Raw genomic sequence first — 3,222 nt, forward strand, 5'->3', positions numbered from 1 at the left:
GGACATGGCGCAAAGTCAGTTGCCGTTTACCCGGTACACGCCGACAATCCATCCCTCTTGCGCCCCTTGGAGAATGACGATGCACAGCGTTGCGCTGATGGTTTACCCGAACTTCCAATCCCTGAGCCTCAGCCTGGGCTCGGTGTTCGAGTGCGCGAACCTGCTGCGCGGCGAGCCGGCGTATGAGTTTCACCTGGTGTCGCAGGACGGCGGCGCGGTCATGACCTCGCAAGGGTTTTCGGTGAATACCGCGCCGATCCGCGCCGAGGGTTACGACACATTGATCGTCAGCGGCTACCTGGAATTCCGCCTGCCGGAAGCCAACCTACTGGACCTGGTCAAGGCCGCCTCCGCCCAGTCGCGGCGCGTGGCTTCGTTGTGCATGGGCATTTTCGTGCTGGCTGAGGCCGGTTTGCTCGAAGGCAAGCGCACCACCACCCACTGGATTCACGCACCGGCCTTTCGCAAGCGCTACCCGGACATTCATCTGGAAGAAGACAAGCTGTTTGTGGTCGACGGCCAGGTCTGGACCGGCGCCGGCATGAGCGCCGGTGTGGATTTGGCGCTGGCCATGGTTGAAAACGATTTGGGCAGCGACCTTGCCCGGCGCATCGCGCGCAAGCTGGTGATTGCGCAGCGCCGAGGCAGTGAGCAATCACAATTGTCGGCGCTGCTGGAGCTGGACCCCAAGTCCGACCGCGTGCAGCTGGCCCTGGCCTACGCGCGCGAGAACCTCACACATGACCTGTCGGTGGACGCCCTGGCCGATGTCGCCCGGCTCAGCCCGCGCCAGTTCAGCCGGGTGTTTCGCGAAGAGACCGGGCAAACGCCGGCCAAGGCCATCGAATCACTGCGGGTGGAAGCGGCCCGGGCGATGATGGAAACCAGCCGTCACCCGGTTGAAGTGGTGGCCCGCGAAACCGGCTTCGGCGATCGCGAGCGTATGCGCCAAGCGTTTCTCAGGGCCTTCGGGCAGCCGCCGCAGGCGATGCAGCAAGCCCTCAATGCCAGCGTGCAACGCGCCTAGATCGCGTCCATCGCATTGCACAGCGAGGCCTTTTGCACGGCCTGCTGAGTGGCTTTCGCGCCGGGGCTCAACTGTTGGACCGATGCCACGCAGGGACCACTGTCGATCAGGATCAACTCATAGTCCTGCCCGGCCTTGGGCGTGAAACTGAAGGTCGCTCGGCAGCTCGCGGAGCGGTTCTGGTAACTCACGGCAAACGGCTGGTTGCCCGGCACTTTCAATTCCGTGCGGGCCAACTCAACGCCGTCCACCATCAAGTCGCTGGCGGGCATGCCGAGGCTTTGGCCGTTGCGGCTGGCGAACCCCGATTGCACCACTGCCATGACCCCGGCGCCGGGCACGCGCCAGTCCACGCAATCACGCCCGGGAACGCCACGGACCATGCCGTCGGAGATCACGCGCACGCGCGCCACTTCACCGCTGGCGGGCTCGGTGTAAGGCGTGGAAAACGATTTGATATTGGAGATATTCCCGCAGCCGCTGACCGACAGCAGCAACGTTGCGCACACAGCACCTTTTGCCCGGAACGAGGTGTTCATTTCGCTTCCTTGTGAAATTCAAAGGCCCGACCGGCCGACGAGTCTAGGAGCCGCTCGCCCACCAGTAAGTTCAACAGCGCCGTCAGTGCAACGATGCCCGCGTGATCAGGTAACTGACCAATTGCGGCTCATCCTCCAGCTCGAGGGTCTGCACCGGGCGTGGCAGGTTGTCCAGCACCGTACGCCAGAATGCCTGGGACACTTCATCCTGGTCATAAAAGCGCACCAGCCAATTGGCCTCGCCGCTGCACAGCACCTGGGTGGCGATGGCGCGGCCAATACCCTTGCGGCGGTAGCGCTTGAGAATGAACAGGTCGGCCAGTTCCAGGGCGTCGATGCCCGGCAGTTCACTGCCCTCGATCAGCAGGAAGCCGGCGATGTACCCGTCCACCAGCAGCAGGTTGGCGCTCCACTGCGGGTCTTGCCAGTAGCGGGCCAGGTGTTCGTCATGGATGTAGAAGCGGCCATCCGCTTCGACGTCTTCCTGCTCCCAATCCGAGGATTCATAGGCGTAGTACTGGTAGAGGTTGCGGATCAGCTCGGCTTCTTCAGGGCCGGTCTGGATCAGTTCAACGGTGGTTTCAGGCATGGGGCTCTCGGTCAAAAAACGCAGGGCGCCATTGTTCACAAAAGCCGAGCGCAGGCCAATACATTGCATAACCTTTCTGTTTGCTGAACCGATTGCGGATTTGCCCCGGCACGGCCAAAATCTTGAAACATTTAGAATAAACTTTCCCGATTCCCACCCTTTTCTCAAGGACACCTATTTTGACCAACGTCTGTTCCGCCGGCCTGGATGTGGGCTTTGCCTCACTGGATTACCTGCAGATCTTCATCCTGGGGGTGATCCAGGGCATTACCGAGTTGCTGCCGGTGTCGTCCACCGCCCACATGCGCGTGGTGCCCGCCCTGCTCGGCTGGCAAGACCCGGGCTCGGCGTTCTCTGCGGCGATGCAGCTGGCGGCACTGGCGGCGGTGGTCAGTTATTTCTGGCGCGATGTGCGCCAGGTCACCACCGGCAGCATCAGCGCCGTGCGGCGCGGCGACTACAACGACCGGTGGTTCAAGCTGGCGGTAGCGATTGTGCTGGCGACTATTCCGATCGGCATTGCGGGCCTGGCCCTGTCGTCGACCTTGAACGCCTGCAACTCGCCGCTGCGCGGCCTGATGGTGATCGGCATTTCCTGCGTGGTGATGGCGATACTGCTGGCCCTGGCCGAAGTACGCGCCCGTCACACCCGTGAAGTCAGCCAAATGCGCCTGCGCGACGCGCTGATCGTTGGTATCGCACAGATTGGCGCGTTGATCCCCGGTGTATCGCGCTCGGGTTCCACACTGACCGCCGCCCTGTTCCTGAACTTCAAACGTGAAGAAGCCGCGCGTTTCTCGTTCCTGCTGGGCCTGCCAGCCATCGCCCTCGCCGGTTTGAAAGAGCTGTGGATGCTGCTGCACGCCGACATGCCCGCCCACGCGTGGCCACACCTGATTTTTGGCCTGGTGGTGGCGAGTATCTCGGCGTTCTTTGCGATCTGGGGCCTGATGAAGTTCCTGGAGCGGTTCTCCACCTGGCCGTTCGTGATCTACCGCGCGCTGTTGGGGATCTTCCTGATCGTGGCGGTCAGCACTGGGTTGTTGAGTTAAGCGGCGGCTCACGCT

4 protein-coding genes are annotated in these 3,222 nt (G+C 62.5%); 2 read left to right on the top strand and 2 right to left on the bottom strand.

The features are described from left to right. Positions 1–79: 79 nt before the first annotated feature. The gene (locus WBB95_RS24795) at positions 80–1,027 is read left to right on the top strand and encodes a GlxA family transcriptional regulator (protein ID WP_424489967.1); all 948 of its coding nucleotides are present in this window, start codon (positions 80–82) and stop codon (positions 1,025–1,027) included. Here the strand turns inward: WBB95_RS24795 and WBB95_RS24800 are convergent. Next, positions 1,024–1,566 carry a hypothetical protein gene (locus WBB95_RS24800; RefSeq protein ID WP_424489968.1) on the bottom strand — a complete coding sequence of 181 codons (543 nt, stop codon included), beginning with the start codon at positions 1,564–1,566 and terminating at the stop codon, positions 1,024–1,026. The genes WBB95_RS24795 and WBB95_RS24800 overlap by 4 nt on opposite strands. 82 nt (positions 1,567–1,648) lie before the next feature. Next, positions 1,649–2,155, bottom strand: a complete 507-nt coding sequence (locus WBB95_RS24805; protein WP_424489969.1) for a GNAT family N-acetyltransferase — start codon at positions 2,153–2,155, stop codon at positions 1,649–1,651. Positions 2,156–2,334: 179 nt separating this feature from the next. Here WBB95_RS24805 and WBB95_RS24810 point away from each other — a divergent pair, with 179 nt between their 5' ends. Then, positions 2,335–3,207 carry an undecaprenyl-diphosphate phosphatase gene (locus WBB95_RS24810; protein ID WP_424489970.1) on the top strand — a complete coding sequence of 291 codons (873 nt, stop codon included), beginning with the start codon at positions 2,335–2,337 and terminating at the stop codon, positions 3,205–3,207. Positions 3,208–3,222: the final 15 nt, after the last annotated feature.

Source organism: Pseudomonas sp., assembly GCF_049645325.1.
Taxonomy (GTDB): Bacteria; Pseudomonadota; Gammaproteobacteria; order Pseudomonadales; family Pseudomonadaceae; genus Aquipseudomonas.